15 protein-coding genes are annotated in these 17,829 nt (G+C 63.0%); 7 read left to right on the plus strand and 8 right to left on the minus strand.

What is annotated here, in order from left to right; translation table 11 throughout:
* Nucleotides 1-70: 70 nt before the first annotated feature.
* Nucleotides 71-958 carry a LysR family transcriptional regulator gene (locus ACWPW1_RS13505; protein ID WP_454253180.1) on the plus strand — a complete coding sequence of 296 codons (888 nt, stop codon included), beginning with the start codon at nt 71-73 and terminating at the stop codon, nt 956-958.
* Nucleotides 959-1,116: 158 nt separating this feature from the next.
* On the opposite strand, the gene ACWPW1_RS13510 is transcribed toward ACWPW1_RS13505, so the two are convergent.
* The 4 genes from ACWPW1_RS13510 to ACWPW1_RS13525 form a co-directional block, all read right to left on the minus strand.
* Nucleotides 1,117-2,445, minus strand: a complete 1,329-nt coding sequence (locus tag ACWPW1_RS13510) for an MFS transporter (protein ID WP_454253181.1) — start codon at nt 2,443-2,445, stop codon at nt 1,117-1,119.
* Between the two features lie 84 nt (nt 2,446-2,529).
* On the minus strand, nt 2,530-3,375 hold the full coding sequence (locus tag ACWPW1_RS13515) for an NAD(P)-dependent oxidoreductase (RefSeq protein ID WP_454253182.1): 846 nt from the start codon (nt 3,373-3,375) through the stop codon (nt 2,530-2,532).
* Nucleotides 3,376-3,383: 8 nt separating this feature from the next.
* Nucleotides 3,384-4,385 carry a transketolase family protein gene (locus ACWPW1_RS13520; protein ID WP_454253183.1) on the minus strand — a complete coding sequence of 334 codons (1,002 nt, stop codon included), beginning with the start codon at nt 4,383-4,385 and terminating at the stop codon, nt 3,384-3,386.
* Between the two features lies 1 nt (nt 4,386).
* The gene (locus ACWPW1_RS13525) at nt 4,387-5,259 is read right to left on the minus strand and encodes a transketolase (RefSeq protein WP_271655177.1); all 873 of its coding nucleotides are present in this window, start codon (nt 5,257-5,259) and stop codon (nt 4,387-4,389) included.
* Between the two features lie 126 nt (nt 5,260-5,385).
* On the opposite strand from ACWPW1_RS13525, the gene ACWPW1_RS13530 reads away from it, so the two are divergent.
* Nucleotides 5,386-6,291 carry a LysR substrate-binding domain-containing protein gene (locus ACWPW1_RS13530; RefSeq protein ID WP_454253184.1) on the plus strand — a complete coding sequence of 302 codons (906 nt, stop codon included), beginning with the start codon at nt 5,386-5,388 and terminating at the stop codon, nt 6,289-6,291.
* A 79-nt stretch (nt 6,292-6,370) separates the two neighbouring features.
* Here ACWPW1_RS13530 and ACWPW1_RS13535 read toward each other — a convergent pair whose 3' ends face one another.
* The gene (locus ACWPW1_RS13535; RefSeq protein ID WP_454253185.1) at nt 6,371-7,240 is read right to left on the minus strand and encodes an NAD(P)-binding domain-containing protein; all 870 of its coding nucleotides are present in this window, start codon (nt 7,238-7,240) and stop codon (nt 6,371-6,373) included.
* Between the two features lie 14 nt (nt 7,241-7,254).
* On the minus strand, nt 7,255-7,875 hold the full coding sequence (locus tag ACWPW1_RS13540) for an RraA family protein (protein ID WP_454253186.1): 621 nt from the start codon (nt 7,873-7,875) through the stop codon (nt 7,255-7,257).
* A gap of 97 nt (nt 7,876-7,972) precedes the next feature.
* Here ACWPW1_RS13540 and ACWPW1_RS13545 point away from each other — a divergent pair, with 97 nt between their 5' ends.
* Nucleotides 7,973-8,872, plus strand: coding sequence for a LysR family transcriptional regulator (locus ACWPW1_RS13545; RefSeq protein WP_059315248.1), 900 nt, complete (start codon nt 7,973-7,975; stop codon nt 8,870-8,872).
* A gap of 100 nt (nt 8,873-8,972) precedes the next feature.
* Here ACWPW1_RS13545 and ACWPW1_RS13550 read toward each other — a convergent pair whose 3' ends face one another.
* Nucleotides 8,973-10,346 carry an MFS transporter gene (locus ACWPW1_RS13550; RefSeq protein ID WP_454253187.1) on the minus strand — a complete coding sequence of 458 codons (1,374 nt, stop codon included), beginning with the start codon at nt 10,344-10,346 and terminating at the stop codon, nt 8,973-8,975.
* A gap of 282 nt (nt 10,347-10,628) precedes the next feature.
* Here ACWPW1_RS13550 and ACWPW1_RS13555 point away from each other — a divergent pair, with 282 nt between their 5' ends.
* From ACWPW1_RS13555 to ACWPW1_RS13565, 3 genes are all read left to right on the plus strand, one after another.
* Entirely contained in the window at nt 10,629-12,644 is a 2,016-nt protein-coding gene (locus ACWPW1_RS13555) for a peptidase U32 family protein (RefSeq protein ID WP_271655181.1), read from the plus strand.
* Between the two features lie 519 nt (nt 12,645-13,163).
* Nucleotides 13,164-14,309 (plus strand): mechanosensitive ion channel family protein, encoded by a 1,146-nt coding sequence (locus ACWPW1_RS13560; RefSeq protein WP_271655182.1) that lies wholly within the window; start codon nt 13,164-13,166, stop codon nt 14,307-14,309.
* 20 nt (nt 14,310-14,329) lie between these two features.
* A complete protein-coding gene (locus ACWPW1_RS13565; protein WP_271655183.1) occupies nt 14,330-15,589 on the plus strand; it encodes a cation:proton antiporter in 1,260 nt (419 codons plus the stop codon).
* 106 nt (nt 15,590-15,695) lie between these two features.
* On the opposite strand, the gene ACWPW1_RS13570 is transcribed toward ACWPW1_RS13565, so the two are convergent.
* On the minus strand, nt 15,696-16,394 hold the full coding sequence (locus ACWPW1_RS13570; RefSeq protein WP_454253188.1) for a glutathione S-transferase family protein: 699 nt from the start codon (nt 16,392-16,394) through the stop codon (nt 15,696-15,698).
* Between the two features lie 469 nt (nt 16,395-16,863).
* Between ACWPW1_RS13570 and ACWPW1_RS13575 the strand changes: the two genes are divergently transcribed.
* Nucleotides 16,864-17,829: an amino acid ABC transporter permease gene (locus ACWPW1_RS13575; RefSeq protein WP_454253189.1), complete on the plus strand. Its 966-nt coding sequence runs from the start codon at nt 16,864-16,866 to the stop codon at nt 17,827-17,829.

A 17,829-nucleotide genomic window follows, 5' to 3' on the forward strand; every position in this document is an offset into this window, starting at 1 on the left:
TGTCCGGATGTGTACGAATTATTTAAAATAGATTGATAAGAACCTAACGTTCACTTTTGAAGAACCATCCATGCGCCGACTCAATTTTCATCACCTGCACTACTTTTGGGCCGTGGCCAAGGAAGGCAACCTCACCCGCGCCGCCGAGGCGCTGCACGTTTCCCAGTCCGCGCTTTCCACCCAGATCCGCGTGCTGGAGGATCAGCTCGGCCATCCCCTGTTCATCCGCTCCGGACGCAGCCTGCGGCTGACCGAAGCCGGGCAACTGGTACTGGATTACGCCGAAACCATCTTCGCCCTGGGTAGTGAACTGCAGAACACCCTGCAGAACGCCCGCCAGACGAATCAGACTCTGCGCATCGGCTCCGTGGCGACCCTCTCGCGCAACTTCCAGGAGAACCTGCTACGCCCCTTTCTCGGCCGTGAGGATCTGGTGCTCACCCTGGAATCTGGCGGTGTGGACGCGCTGCTGGAACGCCTGGCCCTGCACAAGCTGGACGTGGTGCTGACCAACCAGGCGGTCAGCGCCGACAGCCAGCGCACCTGGCAATGTCGCCTGCTGCATCGCCAGCCGGTGTGCCTGATCGGCCCGCCTCGCCAGGACAGCCGACCCTTCGACGTGCACCGCGACCTGCAACAGGCGCGGCTGATCGTGCCTGGTCGCAGCAGTGACGTGCGCAGCCAGTTCGAGGTCTATTGCAGCGGCCAGGGGCTGAGCCCGCTGATCTGCGCCGAGGTCGACGACATGGCCATGCTGCGCCTGCTCGCCCGCGACTCCGGCGACATGGCGCTGCTGCCCACCGTGGTGGTCCAAGACGAGTTGCGCAGCGGTGTGCTGCAGCTATACGCCGAATTGCCGGAGATCGCCGAGTGCTTTTATGCGGTGACGCTGCAGCGGCAGTTTCGGCTGAGTATTCTGGATGAACTGCTCGGTCAGCCCGCTCAAGCGGCGACCTGACTACTAACGTATGACTGCTCTGCCGCGAGGGATGACCTCCCTGGCCCTGCCATTGCGGCAGGGCCAAGGCGCTGCATGGCCTGGTAGCGCCAGCTGAGCCGGGCGTAGGCGTCGTGGTGGTCAGCCCAGCCAGCCCGAGGGCACGACCGAAAGCGAACTCAACCCAGCGTGACGGACCGCCGCGCCACCATGGGCTCGCGCTTGGTACCGGCAACCGCAGGCGCTGTTTCCGGCATCCGCAGCGCGCAGAGCGTGGAAATCACCCCGAGCGAACTGAACAGCAGCGCGGGTCCCATCCAGCCCACCACGGCAAACAGCCCGGTCGCGAGGAACGGCAGCAGGCCCGCGATCATGGAGGCGCCGTTGTAGCCCAGGGAAATGCCCGAGGTACGCACATTGGGCGGGAACTGCTCGGTGAACCAGCTGGCTTCGACGGCGAAGATCGGATCGTGACTAAGCAGCAGGGACAGCGCCACCGCCACGATGACCATGACGAACACGCCACTGTTGATCAGCAGGAACAGGGGTATGCCGAATGCAATGGTGAACAGCGATCCCAGCAGGAACACCGGCTTGCGCCCAACTCGATCGCTCAGGGCACCAAACAGCAGGTGGCTGAGCAGGCCGAGTGCCGACCCGATCATGGTCCCCCAGAGCACGTTTTCCTTGGTCGCGACGCCCGCCAGCAGGACGTAGGAAAGCATGAAGCTGGTCGCCAGGTAGTAGCCCCCGGTTTCGGCGAGCCGCAGGCCGATGATCTGCAGGATCTTTCTCCAGTCGTTACGGATCACCTCGAGCGCCGGCTGTTTGACCAGGGTGTTTTCCGCCTTCATCTTCTCGAATTCCGGTGATTCGCTGACTCCCATCCGGATGTACATGCCCACGCCGACCATCACCACCGATGCCAGGAAGGGCGCACGCCAGACCCAGTCGCCCTCGAACAGCGCACCGGATGCGAGGAAGGCGCCATTGGCCATCAACAGGCCCAGCGGAATGCCGATCTGCGGAACGGCGCCAAAGAAGCCTCGCCGCTGCGGCGGGGCATGCTCGCAGGCCATTAGCACCGCCCCGCCCCACTCGGCACCGAAGCCGATCCCCTGGATCATCCGGAGCAGGATCAGCAACAACGGCGCGACTACCCCGGCCTGCTCGTAGGTCGGCAAGGCGCCGATCAATACCGTGGCGCCGCCCATGGCGATGAGCGACCAGAGCAGGATGGCCTTGCGCCCGATGCGATCACCGTAGTGGCCGGCAAGATAGCCGCCCAGCGGGCGCATGAAGAAGCCGACCGCCATGGTGGCGAAGGCCGCCAGGATGCCGACGATGGGTTCGGTCGTATGGAAGAACACGCTGCCGAACCAGCCAGCGGCGGCCGTTCCGTAGATGAAGAAATCGTAACTCTCGACCGCCGAGCCGATCATGGAGGCGAAAGAGACTTTTCCGGCATTGTCCCGAGCCGGCATGGCCTTGCTATCTGAAGGATGCATGGATAACTCCGCTACCTATTGTTGTTGTAATGAGGCGGGTGTCTGCCTCTGGTGGTGAAGCCGAGAAGCTGTAATCCGTCTTGGCTAGCGCCAGGTCTCGATGACGCGACTGTCGTCCCGCTGGCCGAGCCCCGCCGCAGCCGCCGCCGTGAAACGGGCATGGGCGGTGTCGAGCAGGGGCACCGCGGCCTGACAGGCCTGGGCGGCCTCGGCGACCAGGCCGCTGTCCTTCACGAAGATGTCCACCATGCTGGTCACGCGGGTAGTTGTTCCCTCCAGCATGCGCGGGCCCCGGTCGCTGAGCATCCAGGAACCACCAGCGCCCTTCTCGACCAGCTCCAGAACCTGGGCGGGGTCAAGCCCCAGGGATTGGGCAAGACTCAGCGCCTCGGCGGCGGCTACCAGGTGCACGGAACACAGATGCTGGTTGACCACCTTGATGGCCTGCCCATCGCCCACCTGGACGCCGGCATTCTTGACCTCTCCCATCGCCCGCAGGACGGGTTCGCAATGGGCTACGGCCTCCGCCGAACCCGAAGCGAAGATCAGCAGGCTTCCGGTAAGGGCGCGGGCCACCCCGCCAGTGACTGGCGCATCCACGACACGGATACCCTGCGCCTGAAGGCGATTGGCCTGCTCGCGAACGGATGCCGGCCCCACGGTGCTCATGACAATCCAGTGCTGGCCGGCACGAAGCCCGTCGCACTGGCTGACCAGGGACGCCAACTGCGCCGGCGTCGCCACCATCACCACGACGACGTCGGCATCGATCAACGCCCGCCAATCGGCGACCGCCTCCAAGCCCTCCGCTGCCGCCCGCTCCCGGGACACGTCTGCCAATTCGATGCCGATGACTCGGTGCCCGGCGCGCTGGATCTGTACCGCCATGGGCAACCCGATGGCGCCCAACCCTACGAAAGCTACGTTCATGCTGCCTCCTAACCCAACCAGCCTTGAATGCGGGCGACCATGGCGGTCGTGGAAATACCGTAACGGTCGTGCAGCGTCGGCAAGGCGCCAGCGTCGAGAAACCGATCAGGCAAGGCGATCTGCCGGAATTCAGGATGTACGCGCGCGCGCAGGAGGGTCAGGGCGACCGCCTCGCTCAGCCCGCCCACCGTGCTGTGGTTTTCGGCGACCACCACCAGGCGACCGCTACGGCGGCATTGCTCGATGAGGGTGGCCTCGTCCAGCGGTTTTATCGTCGGCACATGCAGCACCGCGACGTCGGCACTGCCATCGGCCATGGCGTCGGCAACTTCCAGCGCCCGCATGGTCATGATGCCGCTGGAAATGATCAGCACGTCGCGTCCGTCACGCAGCAACTTGGCCTTGCCCAATTCGAACCGGTAGTCGTACTGATCCAGGACCATCGGCACCTTGCCCCGCAGCAGGCGCATGTAGACCGGCCCGTCGTGGGCGGCGATGGCGGCGACCGCCTGGGTGGTATCCAGGGCATCACAGGGGTCGACCACGGTCAGACCGGGTATCGCGCGCATCAGCGCGAGGTCGTCGGTGGCCTGATGGCTGGGGCCGTAGCCGGTGGTGAGGCCTGGCAGGGCTGCGCATATCTTGACGTTCAGGTTCTCTTCGGCGATGACCTGATGGATGAAGTCATACGCCCGTCGGGTGGCGAACACGGCATAGGTCGTGGCGAACGGCACCAGGCCTTCCTTCGCCAGGCCGCCGGCCGCGGCCATCAACAGCTGCTCCGCCATCCCCATCTGCAGGTAACGATCCGGGTACTCCCGGGCGAAGAGATGCAGGTCCGTGTACTTGGAAAGATCCGCAGTCATGCCGACGATGCGCGAATCCCGCGCAGCCGCCGCGATGAGCGCCTGCCCGAAGGGTGCAGCCTCGGTACGCTGCCCTTCACTGGCAATCGAGGCGATCATCGCCGAGGTGGTGAGGCGCGGCTTTTTCAAGGTGTCGACACTCATGTCACTGCGCCTCCCGCTGATAGTTGCCATCGAGCACGTCGAGCGCCTGTTGCCATTCATGGGGCTCGACGCGGATGAAGTGGTTCTTCTCCCGGGCTTCGAGAAAGTCCACGCCCTTGCCCATCAGGGTGTCGAACAGGATGACCCGCGGCTTGGGCTCGGGTAGCGCCATCGCGGTATCGAACGCCGCGAGCACGGCGGCCAGGTCATTGCCGTCCACGCGCTGTACGTGCCAACCGAACGCCTGCCATTTATCAACCAGGGGCTCGAAGCCAAGGATGTCGTTGGAATCGCCATCGGCCTGCTGCTTGTTCAGATCCACCAATGCGATGAGATTGGTCAGCTTGTGGTGGGCGGCCGACATCGCGGCCTCCCAGGTCGCCCCTTCGTCCAGTTCGCCATCGGACATGGAGTTGAAGACCCACGCCGGGTTGCTCTTGAGCCGTAATCCGAGCGCCATGCCCACACCGATGGCGAGCCCTTGGCCAAGCGATCCACCGGAGATCTCCATTCCCGGCGTGTAGGTGGCCATTCCCGACATCGGCAGCCGGCTGTCATCCGCGCCATAGCTCTCCAGCTCGCTCTCGGGAATCACCTGCGCTTCCAGTAGCGCGGCGTAGAGCGCTATCGCGTAATGGCCATGGGAGAGCAGAAATCGATCCCGGCCATCCCACTCGGGATCGCCAGGGTCGAGATTCATGGCGTGGCAATAGGCGACGGCCAGGACATCGGCCCAACCGAGGGCCTGGCCTACATAGCCCTGGCCTTGGACTTCACCCATGCGCAGGGCAAAACGGCGGATTCGCCAGGCGTGATAGGCCAGGCGGTCGAGTGGTTCCACCGCCGGAGCAGCGGCCACGGAATTTATTGTCATTATGAATTCCTCGATGTGCAGGCCTGCTCAGGACAGGTGCTTCAAATTCATCCAAAGCACAGTGAGCGGCCTGGAAACCACGCTACCATCGGGAAAACTAGGCGGACAAAGGAGTTTTTAACAGCAATGGATGAATCCAATTCACGTATCAACCTGCTCAGGCGTGTGCCCCTGACCACCCTCAAGGTCTTCGAGGCTGCCGGCAGAACCGAATCCTTTGCCCTGGCCTCCCAGGAACTCGGCATCACCTCCAGTGCGGTCAGCCACTCCATTCGCAAGCTCGAAGAATCCATCGAGCTCGTCCTGTTCGAGCGCAGCACACGCGAGGTTCGCATCACCAGCAAAGGCCGCCTTTTGCTCGAGCACGTTCAGCGTGGACTGGGCGAGATGCACAGAGGGCTCTCACTCATCCAGGCGAGCGAACCGCCCCCGCTCCGCCTGCACACCGCCCCCAGCTTCGCGACGCAGTGGCTCTTGCCTAGGCTTCCGGATTTCGTGAAGAAGCATCCCCACATCGATCTGCGCTTCTCCGCGAGCACGGACTATGCGCGGTTCGAGAACGACGATTTCGATCTCGACATCGTCTACGGCGAACCCCGCCAGGACTTCTGCGAACACGTCCCGCTGGCCGTCGAGCATCTCACGCCCCTTTGCTCCCCCGCGCTGGCCGAGGCCATCAAGACGCCACAGGATCTGCACCAGCACACGCTGATCCAGTGCGATGTGCAGATGCTGCAATGGAAGGGCTGGTTCGAAGCCAATCACCTGCTGCCGGTGCATCACTACTCCCTGCGCTTCGATCGCAGCGCCATGGCCATCGCCGCTGCGGTCAATGGCATGGGGGTAGTCCTGGAGTCCACGCTCCTGGCTGAAAGGGAACTGCAGGAAGGCCGCCTGGTGGCCCCCCTGCGCAGCCTGACCCACGACATCCAGTACGTCGGCCACTTTCTCGCCTATCCCAAAAGCCGCACTCGCAACGAAGCGGCAGAGGTATTCAAGAAATGGCTACTGGACGGACTGGGCGTTCGTTAGCACGACGGCAGGCGGCGCGGTTAGGTGAGCGAGAGCGCCGAGCGGGCGATCTTCGCTCGGCGTTGCGTCGAATGCTTCCCTACCTGACGACCCCATTCGCCTTGAACAGCCAGTCGAAGGCCTGGTCAAGGGTGGGCGAAGCCGTTTCGAGAGGTTCCTTCGCCAGCTGGTCGGAGGTGCGCGCGAACACCTCCCTGACCCCCGGCAACACCGCGACCGGCATCTCGGCTACCCGCAGTTGGCGCTCGGCCTCTTCGACTTCCTTGAGACGACGCGGAGCATGCACGACATGCGTTCTGATCAGGGCGCCGAGAAAGTCTCTGAGCGACGCCTGGTCGATGTCGCTCAGGGCATCGTGGAGCTGTTCCGTGATGCCCTGCTTTTCCGCCGCCATGAAGCACTCGATGGTCAGGGCCTCCAGCCCCTTGGTGAAGACGCTGCGCAGGATCTTCAAGGCGGCGGCATCGCCTGCAGCGCCTCCCTCGACCGGCTTGAGCGGTGCGCCGGCTTCGGCGAAAAGGGCAACCGCGCGCTCCAGGCCAACGCCCGCACCCAGCAGGTTGGTCCTGGCCTGCGTCAGCGCGATGGCACCCAGAATCGCCACATCCACGTAGGGTATCGCGCGCTCGGCCGCGATGGCCGCAGCCTGCCTGATCTGCTGCGGATCCGCGGTGGTCATGTCGATGAACAGCGCACCCGCCTGCATAGGGGCGAGCGCCTGTTCGGCGACCTGAAGCGAGACGGTACCGAAGACGCACGAGACGACGATGTCGCAGTCGGATATCGCCTCCTCTATCGAGGTGAAGAGGGCCAGGCCATGCTCTTTGGCAAAATCCTGGGCTCTGGGTGACGGCTTGAGATCACACAATATGAGCTCGTGACCCGCTGCCACCCAAGGGTTCGCATAGGTGAGGCCCACTTCGCCTGCGCCGATAATCGCTATCTTCATTTGCTATTCCGTAATCAATGGGTCGCGTAGGCGCCCCGGTAGGTTCCAGCGGCAATTTGCGCCAGCATGTCCGCTTCCTTGCGTTCGGTCGCCAGGCACCGATCGAGCAGCTCAGCGGCCTGGGCGATGGGAAAGGCGACGATGCCGTCATGGTCGCCCACGACGAGGTCACCCGGGGACACGATCATGTCGCCAATGCTCACCGGCACGTTGATCTCGCCAGGGCCGTTCTTGTAGGGGCCACGGTGGTAGCCGCCGCGGGCGAAGATGGGAAAGCTGCCTTTGCTGATCGTCGCCAGGTCGCGAATCGCCCCGTCGACCACCACTCCCGCGGCACCGCGCTTTTCCGCGATAGCCGCCATGATGTCTCCCATCAGGGCGCGACTCAGGTCTCCACCGCCATCGACCACCAGCACCTGACCAGGCACGAGGAGTTCCAGCGCCTGGTGGATGGCGCGGTTGTCGCCGGCGGGTACTTTGACGGTGAGTGCAAGGCCGGCCATGGTGCCTTCGATACGGTGGAAGGGCCGCAACGGGGCGCCAGGAAGCCGATCGAGACAATCGCTGATGATCGAGGTGGAGGTGCGGGCGAAGGCTTCGACCAGCGCGGTTGGACTGGAAGCGATGACGGTCATGGGGGCTCCTCTTGTTGGATTACGTCGAGGATAGGCCTGTGGCCAAATAGAAAAAGCGATATTAAGGTATGGTCATTCATGCCTGGAAGGAATGCTAATGGTCACGCTTCGGCAATTGCTGGCACTGCACTGGATCGAACGGCTGGGTACGTTCGAAAGGGCTGCCGAGCACCTCAACACAACCCAGTCGGCCATCTCGAAACGGGTGCAGGAGCTGGAGTCCTCCACGGGCCTGCAGCTGTTCGATCGCTCGCAGCGGGGTGCCCGTTTCACTGCCGAGGGTGAAGAGCTTCTGGTCATTGCGCGGGAGATGCTCGATCTTAGCGAGCGCATCAGTTCGCTCAAGGACGGCAAGCACGTCACCACGCGCCGGCTGCGGCTCGGCGTCACGGAGCTCACCGCCTGGACCTGGCTACCTCGGCTGGTCACGCGCCTGGTCGAGGATTTTCCCGGGCTTACCGTGGAGCCCGAGGTCGACATGAGTCGCAACCTCCATGAGCGCCTGATGGACGACCTGGTCGACCTCATCGTGATCCCGGATACCTTCACGGCACCCGAGGTCACCAGCGTGCCGCTGGCGACGGTGGAGAATGCCTGGATGGCGGCGCCGGGGCTGGTCCGCAGTTCGGGGGTGGTGAGCCTGGCAGAACTGGCCAGGTATCCCATGCTGATGCAGGGCAAGAAGTCTGGATCGGGGCTGTTCGTGAATCGCTGGCTGCATGCACGGGGCATCGAGCTGCCCAGGATTCTCTCCTCCGACAGCCTCACCGCCATGCTTGGACTGGCCTCGGCGGGCCTGGGCGTCACCTATCTGCCGCGCGAGTGCTTCCGGCCGCTGGTCGACGAAGGAAAACTCGCCATCGTCGAGACCGATCCCGAACTGCCTCCGGTCCCCTACATGGCGATGTATCGCAATGATCGGCCTTCGACCTTCGTGGCCGAGATCGCGACCTTGGCTACGCAGCTCTGCGACTTCACCAAACAGTTGCAGCGTTAGCCCCGGACCGCCTGGCGGCCCTGCCGTCACGGGAACGGCGGCGTGGTCGGTAGGACCGATCACGCCGCGGACGCAACCCTGGCACTCCAGGCCCTTTCGGCTAGGCAGCAGCGGCTTCGGCAGGCGCGGTAGCCGGCTCGGAAATGGTCAGCACGAAGGCCAGGGCCGCCAGGGAGCAGACACCGAGGAAGATGAACACCGCCGTCCAGCTATAGCTGTCCAACAGAAAACCGGTGATCAGCGGCGCCATGGCCCCGCCCGCCTGGCCGGCGCTGTTGACGACCGACGCGGCGACCGGATAGGTCTTGCGAGTCGTCAGGCTCATCGAATAGACCGAAAACGACGAGTAGCCGATGTTGAGCAGAAAGCCGGTACCGAAGAGCAACAGACTGACCGCGAGCAGGCCGTTGGGCGCATAGACCAGGGCGATCATCATCAGGCAGGTGGCGACCGCGCTGATCATCATCGTGGGTTTGCGGCGGCGATCCAGGATCCGGTCCGATAGCCAGCCGCCGACGATGTTGCCCAGCACGCCACCGACAAAGGGCAGCGCAGCCACGAAGCCCACCTGCATCAGCTCGAAGTGCTTCACCTCGCCCAGGTATTTGGGAAGCCAGGCCAGCAGCACGTTCACCACACCGGTCATGAGCAGATAGCCCAGACCGCAGCCCCACACGTTCCAGGATCTGAAGACGGATCGGGACGTCTCCAGGGTGGGCGTACGCTCATAACGCAGAACCCGGTCGAAGGTGCCGAAGTCCTTGTGTATGCGGACCGCGCCATTCTGCATGGTCGTCTGATCCTCGATATGTTCAGCCTCGGCGTCGCTCACCCGCTTGCAGGTCCGCGGATCGTTCGGGACCAGCCACCACCACAACAGCGCCAGCAGTACCCCAGGAACGGCGAAGGCGATGAACATGGTCCGCCAGCCATCCAGCAGGATCAGCGCAGCGCCTACCGGCGGCGCAATGACCGCCCCCATCTTCGCTGCAGACAAAAAGGCTCCGGTAGCCATGCCCTTCTCCCGCGGCGGAAACCAGCGATTGATGGTACTCAGCATGGATAGCGGCAAGGCAGCCTCCGCCACGCCCAGGGCGGAGCGATAGAGCTTGAGCATGCCGATGCTGTGGGAGGTACCTATCAACAGCGTGACGACTGAGGTGAGCCCAATCGCGGCGGGAGCAACTACACGCACGCTGACTTTGCTGAGCAGAAAGCCGGCGGGTATCTGGCCAAGGGAATAGAACAGGAAGAAAGCGCTGACCAGCAGGCCTACCTCGGCATTGGTCGCACCGAACTCCTTCTGGATATAGGGCAACGCGATGCCGATATTGGCCCGATCGGCCGCCGCGAGCATGTACACGACCACGATGACCGCCAGCACCACCCAGCGATAGCGGGTCATGGACGCGGTCTTCCCAACCGCCCGCTCCGCTGCGCCAGGCGCTGCCTTCGAAGCCAAAGATTCGCTCATGGGTCCTCCAGTTTTTTATGCTTATCAGGAATAGAGGACGTTGTACGGCGGTCTTGTAGGTGAAAAAAGCGATAAATAGGCACATAGAACCATTCCTCTATGGAATGTTCACGGCGCAGGCTGTGCTATTTGTCAGTACTGAAATAACTCCCAGGCGCCACCTTTACCGGCGAACACCCAAGGTTCCAGGATCAACCACCCAGCACCCCAGAGGTGCCCTCCTCCCCCTCGCCCGCTACAATGCGCGCCTTGTCGTGCCACGCCTGATCGAGAAGACCCGCCATGTCCCTGCCCAAGCACCATCTGGAATTGCTCAGCCCTGCCCGCGATGTCGGTATCGCACGGGAGGCCATCCTGCATGGGGCCGATGCCATCTACATCGGCGGGCCGAGCTTTGGTGCACGGCACAATGCCTGCAACGAGGTCAGCGAAATCGCCGAACTGGTGAAATTCGCCCGGCGCTATCACGCGCGGGTGTTCACCACCATCAACACCATCCTGCATGACGACGAGCTGGAGCCGGCCCGCAAGCTGATCCACCAGCTGTACGACGCGGGGGTGGATGCGCTGATCGTGCAGGACCTGGGCGTGCTGGAGCTGGACATCCCGCCGATCGAGCTGCATGCCAGTACCCAGACCGACATCCGCACCCTGGCACGGGCCAGGTTTCTCGACCAGGCCGGCTTCTCCCAGCTGGTACTGGCGCGCGAGCTGAATCTGCAGGAGATCTCGGCCATCGCCGCCGAGACCGACGCCGCCATCGAATTCTTCATCCATGGCGCCCTGTGCGTGGCCTTCTCCGGCCAGTGCAACATCTCCCACGCCCAGACTGGGCGCAGCGCCAACCGTGGCGACTGCTCCCAGGCCTGCCGCCTGCCCTACACCTTGAAGGATGACCAGGGCCGGGTAGTGGCCTTCGAGAAGCACCTGCTGTCGATGAAGGACAACAACCAGAGCGCCAACCTGCGCGCCCTGGTAGAGGCTGGCGTGCGCTCCTTCAAGATCGAGGGGCGCTACAAGGACATGGGCTACGTGAAGAACATCACCGCCTACTACCGGCAGCTGCTCGACGAGATCCTGGAAGACCGCACCGACCTGGCCCGCGCCTCCAGCGGCCGCACCGCGCACTTCTTCGTGCCCGATCCGGACAAGACCTTCCACCGCGGCAGCACCGACTACTTCGTCACCGACCGCAAGGTGGACATCGGCGCCTTCGACTCGCCGACCTTTACCGGTCTGCCGGTGGGTCAGGTGGAGAAGGTCAACAAGCGCGACTTCATCGCCGTGACCGAGGAGCCCCTGTCCAACGGCGACGGCCTCAATGTGCTGGTCAAGCGCGAGGTGGTGGGCTTTCGCGCCAATGTCGCAGAGCTGAAGAGCGAATTCGAGGAAGACGGTGCGAAGCGCTACCGCTATCGCGTCGAACCCAACGAGATGCCGGAAGGGCTGTATCGCCTGCGCCCGAACCACCCGCTGTCACGCAACCTCGATCACAACTGGCAGCAGGCCCTGCTCAAGACCAGCGCCGAGCGCCGCATCGGTGTGCGCTGGCAGGTCGAGCTGCGCGAGCAACGGCTGCAGCTGACCGCCACCAGTGAGGAAGGCGTCAGCGCCACCGTCGCTCTGGACGGCCCCTTCGGCGTGGCCAACAAGCCGGAACAGGCGCTGGACGGCCTGCGCGACCTGCTGACCCAGCTGGGTACCACCGAGTACCATGCCCTGGACGTGACGCTGGATGCACCCCAGGCCTTTTTCGTACCCAATTCGCAACTCAAGGCGCTGCGCCGCGAGGCCATCGAACAGCTGACCGCCGCGCGCGTCGCCGCCCATCCGCGTGGACGGCGCAAGGCCGAGACCAGCCCGCCGCCGGTGTACCCCGAGTCGCACCTGTCGTTTCTCTACAACGTCTACAACCAGAAGGCCCGCGACTTCTACCACCGCCATGGCGTGCAACTGATCGACGCGGCCTACGAGGCCCACGAGGAGCCTGGCGAGGTGCCGGTGATGATCACCAAGCACTGCCTGCGCTTCTCCTTCAACCTCTGCCCCAAGCAGGCCAAGGGCGTCACTGGCGTGCGCACCAAGGTCGCGCCGATGCAGCTGGTCCACGGTGATGAGGTGCTGACCCTGAAGTTCGACTGCAAGCCCTGCGAGATGCACGTGGTGGGCAAGATGAAGGGCCATATCCTCGACCTGCCGCTGCCCGGCAGCCAGGCCGCCGCCAAGGCGGTCGCCAGCATCAGTCCGGAAGACTTGCTCAAAACCATCCGCCACAAGCCGACCGGCTATAGCCACTGATCCCACGTGGGCTTACCAGGATCTGATCCGGACTGACGTCCCCCACGCCAGCTGATCGATTCGCGAGCCCGCCTGGTCGCCGTGACCTTGGCAGGCTGGCGAAACCTCCGCTGCCTTCCTTACCTCCTCCCTATCGGCGCACGGCCATCCCGGCCGGCGCTGCTGTGCGCTCATCACCCTGCGCTCGAGTGTCGGACCGCCCTATCGAGGGTGGACGACCCCTTCTATTTAGCCAGTCCGCACCCCCACCAGAACGCCCAGGCCAAAGGCGCTCACTATTGATCACGGCTGCTTTCCCACTGGTTGCATGCGCCAAAAAGCGAAAAAAAATGGCACGGCACCGGCTCAATGGACTCAAACCCGGCTGATGCGATCCGCAGGTTCCTGATTGAACGGCGAACTGGCGGACTGCGTCCTGTGTTCCAGTTGGCCAAGAGAGCGCTGGATAAAACGAGTCGCGACAACGCCTGACCGGGCTGGTCGTGATTATTTTTAAATCAGCTAGAAGACCCCTGCTTTATGGATCTAGGATTTTTCAACGTCATGCTATCGACCAGTCTGCTCGGCATCTCGCTGGCCAACTGGTTCGCCATGCTGTGCACCATCCTGCTCAGCTTCACCCTCGCCCGAACCGTAATCGGCTTCGTCCTGAGAAACCTGCGGTCCCGCGCAGAGAAACCGGGTGCCCATGTCAGCCATATCGCCATTCAGGTCTTGTCCAGCACCAGCAATACGCTGTTGCTGCTGGCCGCCATTCTGATCGGCGTAGGGATACTGGACTTGCCCGAACGCTGGCTGACCCGGGTCAGCAGCCTCTGGTTCGTGGTGGCGGCGCTGCAGGTCGGGCTATGGGCCAACCGGGCGGTGGCCTTGGCGGTGCACCACTACTTCGTCAAGCATAGCCAGGCGGACGTCTACCAGGGCAGCGCCCTGGCCACCTTGTCGCTCTGGGGGGCCAAGGTGTTGCTCTGGGCCGTGGTCGGCCTGGCCATGCTGTCCAACCTCGGGGTGAACATCACTGCCTTCGTCGCCAGCCTTGGCGTCGGCGGCATCGCCATCGCCCTGGCCGTGCAGAACATCCTGGGCGATGTGTTCGCGTCCCTCTCCATTGCGGTGGACAAACCCTTCGAGGTCGGTGACTTCATCGTCGTGGGCTCCCTGGCGGGCACGGTCGAACACGTAGGCCTCAAGACCACCCGGATCAGAAGTCTGGGCGGCGAGCAGATCGTCATGGCGAACGCCGAGATGATCGGCAGCACCATCCAGAATTACAAGAAGCTGCAAGAGCGCCGTATCGTCTTCAAGTTCGGACTGACCTACGCCTCCCAGCCCAACCAGATCAAACAGGTCACCACGGCCCTGAAGGAGATCATTCAACGGCAGGACAAAACGCGCTTCGACCGCGCCCACTTGCTGACCTTTGGTGACAGTTCGCTGGAATTCGAAGTCGTCTACATCGTGCTGGATGCCAGCTACAACGTGTACATGGACATCCAGCAGGCGATCAATATCGAGATGATGGAAGCCTTCGCCAAGATCGGCGTGCGTTTCGCCCTCTCCAGCCGAAGTCTCTATGTCGAAACCCTGCCCGCGGACTTTCCCCTGGAAAAGGATCGGCAGGATGACACTCAGCGGGATGCCTGGACGCAACACGGCATCCAATAGATCCCCCTCGGAGACGACCCGTGCTGGAACTGGCAGCGATCATTCTCTTCATAACGGCGGTTCTGGCTTTTCTGAACCGTCGTTATGTCGGGCTTCCCTCAGCGATCGGCGTGATGGCCATCGCCCTGGCGCTTTCCCTCGGGTGCATCGGGCTGGACTGGCTCGGGTTTCCTCTGGTTCGCGACTACGAGCAGAACCTGTTGAGCTCCATCGACTTTTCCGAACTGCTGATGCAGGGGATGCTGTCGGTGTTGCTCTTCGCCGGGGCCCTGCATATCGATCTGAGCGAGCTCAGAGCCTTTCGCTGGCAGGTGTCGCTGCTGGCGGTCGTGGGCACGACCGTATCCACCCTGGTGGTCGGATTTGCGCTGTTCTATCTGTTGTCCTTTACCCATGTCTCGCTCTCGCTGATCCACTGCCTGATCTTCGGTGCGCTGATTTCACCGACGGATCCCATCGCCGTCATGGGCATCCTCAAGACGGCCGGAGCGCCCAAGAACACCGAACTGGTCATCGCGGGCGAATCGCTGTTCAACGATGGCGTGGGTGTGGTGCTCTTTTCGGTGCTCCTGGCGACGTTGGTCAACGACGAACCCATCACCGTGATCAGCACCCTGGAGATCTTCGCCCACGAAGCGGGTGGCGGCATCCTGCTGGGGCTGGTCGTGGGCTATCTGGCCTTTGTCATGCTGCGCAGCATCGACAGCTATCCGGAAGAAATCCTGATCACCCTGGCGACTGTCCTGGGCGGCTACACCCTGGCCAATCGCCTGGGCGTATCCGGTCCGCTGGCAATGGTGGTCGCCGGTTTGATCATCGGCAACCATGGCCGGGCGCTGGCGATGTCGGACACCACGCGCAAACGGATCGACGCCTTTTGGGAAGCCCTCGATGAGATCCTCAATGCCGTGCTGTTCGTGCTGATAGGACTGGAAATCATCCTGATCGACCTGGCCCCTCCGCTGCTGCTGGGCGGGGTTATGGTCGCGGTGCTGACGCTACTGGCGCGCCTGGTCACGGTGGGAATCCCCGTGGGGCTGCTGGGCAGGAAATTTCGGCTGGTGCCTGGCTCCTGGCGGATTCTGACCTGGGGTGGCCTGCGCGGTGGGATCTCGGTAGCGCTGGCCCTTTCCCTGCCCATCGGCGGCGAGCGCGACGTGATCCTTACCCTGACGTACGTGGTGGTGATCTGCTCGATATTGGGTCAGGGTCTGACCATCGGCAAGGTTGCGAAAACGGTATGCAATCCTGCCGCGACCCCATCGCAGGAGCGGCACTGACCCACTGCGGAGCACCGTATCCAGCCGCTGGCGGCTCGATACGGGAAAAGACGAGTCGACCCATGCCCACCGGACACCGGTTCAGCATAGGTCGCCCGCTACGTCTTCACGCGGCCTGCGGCGCCTGTCGAGCCAGGCCGTTGTAGGCGTCGAGCATGCGTTCGCACCAGGCCGTGAGGGGATCGTCTTGGGCCAATAGCATTTGGGTGCTGACGACCCGGGCCCACTGGAAGGCGCCGAATACGATGTGATCGGCGTAGGCCGGCGCGTCACCCGCCAAATAATCCTGTTGGGCCAGGGTGCTACGCAACGGCTTCAGGATCGCCCGAAAGGCCTGCAGCGATGACTCGCGCTGGCTAGCCAGCTCATCCAGAGATACCCCAAACGCGGCTTCGCGGGTCTGCTTGAAATAGTCCTTGTCGGCTTCGTCCAGCACGGCATGGACATCGGGCAGGATCAACCGGGCGAGTGCCGGATGCACGCTGTCCGCCACCCATTGACTGACGAAACGCGTCAGCGCCTTGAGCGAAGCGTCGCCCAGCAACGAGGGCCGATCAGGGTACTGGTGATCCAGATACTCGGCGATGGCCCAGCTGTCGGTCACCCAGTGCTCGCCGTCGACCAGCACCGGCACCTTGCCCTGCCCGGAGAAGGCAATGGCCTCCTTCTCGTGGAAGCGCCAGGCGACGGTTTCGACCGGTAGGCCCTTGTGAGCCAGCGCCAGGCGCACGCGCCAGCAATAGGGGCTGAAGCGGCAGCTGTCGTCGGCACCAGCCAATTCGTACAGGCGTAGCGGAGTGGTCATTAAGGTTTCCTTTTCGTTGCTCATCTGGCCGTCAAGAAACGGCGAGCCTTACGGATGTTGAACCATTGCGGCGGCTAACCACACCTTGCTAAGACCGCGTCTCGACCGCAAGTGTCCGGCTCGAGCAGAAACACTGCGCCGCGCGCGGTGATCCTTCAGCGCGGATCACTATAGGACGCATCACCGCAGAAACCGCTCCTGGACGTGAATGCCATGGCTTAAATGCTGACCGCCCTGCGACGGTTGTCTGCAGAGGATCCGGCCTTGCGTGGAGACCGTACTGCGCCACTCCGAGTCCATCGCAGCCTTATCCATTCGCTAGTTCCATCCATCAAATCGACAGGTTAATACCGTCAAATTTCAATCGACTACCTATAAACAGGTCTGTTTCGTCGGCTATTGCCCTGCGCAATGCCTGCCTACAATGGCTTCACAACAATAATAACGCCCAGCGCGTGAGGACAGAGCCATGTATCGCGACCACATCATCAAATCCCGCGCGACGGACAGCCTTCCCTTCATGGCCACGGTGGCTGTCACAGTCTTTCTCCTGGCCTGTGTATATGGCGTCGGAGAGGGCGTTCTGGCCCGCCTCATGGGGCCCATTGTGCTTGACCTAGAAGCCCCCATGATGCGCAACATCGCGGTTTCCGGCACCCTGACCCTTACTCTGATGGTGAACCTGTTCATACTCGGCCGATTTCCGCTGAGGGCTCAGGTCGTCACCGTCTGGTGCGAGTTGCTCCTGCTATTCCTGCTGTTCTTCGACAGCTTCGATCTGTCCTACAGCTTCATCTTCAGCAAAGTCGGCTTCATGATCACCCAGGGGGTGTTCACCACCGTCTACGTCTCGGCGCTTTCCATTGCCTTCGCCTTCGTGCTGGCCTTGCTTGGCGCCACTGCGCGCCTTTCGGCGAATGGCTTTGCCGTCGCCATCGCGAGCTTCTACACCTCGTTCTTTCGCGGCGTACCGCTGCTGATCCAGATCTACCTGATCTACCTGGGCATTCCCCAGCTGGGCTATGTGGTAGGCGCGGTACCGGCGGGGGTGCTGGCCTTGTCGCTGTGTTACGGCGCCTATATGACCGAGATCTTTCGCGCCGGGATCAGCAGCATCCCACGTGGGCAATGGGAAGCCTGCCGGGCAATCGGCCTCACCCCCTTCCAGGCCATGACCCGCGTGATCCTGCCTCAGTCGATGCGGCTCATCATCCCGCCGACCGGCAACCAATTCATCTCGATGCTCAAGGACAGTTCTCTAGTGTCGGTGATAGGGGTCTGGGAGCTGATGTTCCTGGCGCGTACCCAGGGACGTGCGGAGTTCCGCCATCTGGAAATGCTGATCACCGCCGCGGTTCTCTATTGGGTGCTGTCGATCCTGCTCGAAACCGTGCAGGCCCGTTTGGAAAAGCGCTTCGACCGCGCCCATCGCTAA

It is taken from the genome of Pseudomonas sp. Marseille-Q7302 (assembly GCF_965111925.1).

Coding starts and splice junctions, on each gene's coding strand:
- ACWPW1_RS13510 (WP_454253181.1), bottom strand. CDS start 2,445: ATGCATCCTTCAGATAGCAAGGCCATGCCGGCTCGGGACAATGCCGGA.
- ACWPW1_RS13545 (WP_059315248.1), top strand. CDS start 7,973: ATGGTCACGCTTCGGCAATTGCTGGCACTGCACTGGATCGAACGGCTG.
- ACWPW1_RS13550 (WP_454253187.1), bottom strand. CDS start 10,346: ATGAGCGAATCTTTGGCTTCGAAGGCAGCGCCTGGCGCAGCGGAGCGG.
- ACWPW1_RS13525 (WP_271655177.1), bottom strand. CDS start 5,259: ATGACAATAAATTCCGTGGCCGCTGCTCCGGCGGTGGAACCACTCGAC.
- ACWPW1_RS13570 (WP_454253188.1), bottom strand. CDS start 16,394: ATGACCACTCCGCTACGCCTGTACGAATTGGCTGGTGCCGACGACAGC.
- ACWPW1_RS13535 (WP_454253185.1), bottom strand. CDS start 7,240: ATGAAGATAGCGATTATCGGCGCAGGCGAAGTGGGCCTCACCTATGCG.
- ACWPW1_RS13560 (WP_271655182.1), top strand. CDS start 13,164: ATGGATCTAGGATTTTTCAACGTCATGCTATCGACCAGTCTGCTCGGC.
- ACWPW1_RS13505 (WP_454253180.1), top strand. CDS start 71: ATGCGCCGACTCAATTTTCATCACCTGCACTACTTTTGGGCCGTGGCC.
- ACWPW1_RS13515 (WP_454253182.1), bottom strand. CDS start 3,375: ATGAACGTAGCTTTCGTAGGGTTGGGCGCCATCGGGTTGCCCATGGCG.
- ACWPW1_RS13530 (WP_454253184.1), top strand. CDS start 5,386: ATGGATGAATCCAATTCACGTATCAACCTGCTCAGGCGTGTGCCCCTG.
- ACWPW1_RS13575 (WP_454253189.1), top strand. CDS start 16,864: ATGTATCGCGACCACATCATCAAATCCCGCGCGACGGACAGCCTTCCC.
- ACWPW1_RS13520 (WP_454253183.1), bottom strand. CDS start 4,385: ATGAGTGTCGACACCTTGAAAAAGCCGCGCCTCACCACCTCGGCGATG.
- ACWPW1_RS13540 (WP_454253186.1), bottom strand. CDS start 7,875: ATGACCGTCATCGCTTCCAGTCCAACCGCGCTGGTCGAAGCCTTCGCC.
- ACWPW1_RS13555 (WP_271655181.1), top strand. CDS start 10,629: ATGTCCCTGCCCAAGCACCATCTGGAATTGCTCAGCCCTGCCCGCGAT.